Source organism: Ruegeria sp. L11 (genome assembly GCF_056531755.1).
Genome location: NZ_JBQFMI010000052.1, coordinates 1 through 951, shown reverse-complemented (window position 1 = coordinate 951; position 951 = coordinate 1). Strand labels below are relative to the sequence as shown.

At 52.6% G+C, this 951-nt stretch carries 1 protein-coding gene; it reads left to right on the top strand.

Annotated features, from left to right (window positions below; all coding sequences use genetic code 11):
• Positions 1 to 204: 204 nt before the first annotated feature.
• Positions 205 to 837 carry a tyrosine-type recombinase/integrase gene (locus ACR0CE_RS20520; protein WP_480833614.1) on the top strand — a complete coding sequence of 211 codons (633 nt, stop codon included), beginning with the start codon at positions 205 to 207 and terminating at the stop codon, positions 835 to 837.
• Positions 838 to 951 lie beyond the last annotated feature (114 nt).

Genomic DNA, 951 nt, shown 5'->3' with positions numbered 1-951 from the left:
TTACACCTCGATTTTCACGTTTCAGCATGTGGGCCGCAAATACTTGTTGTCAAATGCGCAATTTATTGTCCTGCTCAAGCAACGATGGATGACTGCATTGGTCTCCAGAGCCGACTTCGGAGGTAGCGCAGCATCCTGTGATATCATCCCTCGTCAACGTCGGGTTGTCGTTGTGGGCGGGCACGGCGGGTCGGAGGATCAGTTATGGAAACACCAAACTTACCTGCCATTCGCGCTCTTCGCCCAGCTTGGAACAAGGGACGCATCGTCGGACAGAAACGGCCTTTGAAACCTAAACACGTCTGGGCAATTCGAGTACGATTAGAGCTCGCAAAGAACTATCGCGATCTCGCTCTCTTCAATATGGCCATCGACAGTAAGTTGCGTGGCTGTGACTTGGTAAAGATGAAAGTCGTTGACGTATTGGCTTCTGGTCAGATCAAGGAGCGGGCTTCGGTGCTGCAAAGCAAGACTCAGAAACCGGTCCGCTTCGAGATTACTGAAGGAACTCGGACCTCAGTCGAGAGGTGGATGGAAGATGAACTCATGGTCGGGTCTGAATACCTTTGGCCAGGGCGTTTCCATGAGCGTTTACACATTTCAACACGCCAGTATGCGCGGATCGTGCGTGATTGGGTCACGTCAATAGGTTTAGAGGCAAGCGCATACGGTACACATTCAATGCGGCGGACCAAGGTCACCCAAATTTACAAGAAGACGGGCAATCTGCGCGCGGTACAACTCTTGCTCGGGCATACAAAGATGGACAGCACCGTTCGGTATCTCGGTGTTGAGCTTGAGGATGCACTGGCCATAGCAGAAGCCATAGAAATCTGAAACCTATGGGCCGCTTTCGTTGGCGGCCCAGAGCGGATGAGGTGGGTGGCTCCTGCTCCACCGGCATCGAATGTGCCAAAGTGCAGTTGTGATTGACTGCAAGGAAAGGAGCCA

What these genes read in the sequence shown, in the direction of transcription:
- ACR0CE_RS20520 (WP_480833614.1), top strand. Translation starts at nt 205, where the DNA reads ATGGAAACACCAAACTTACCTGCCATTCGCGCTCTTCGCCCAGCTTGG.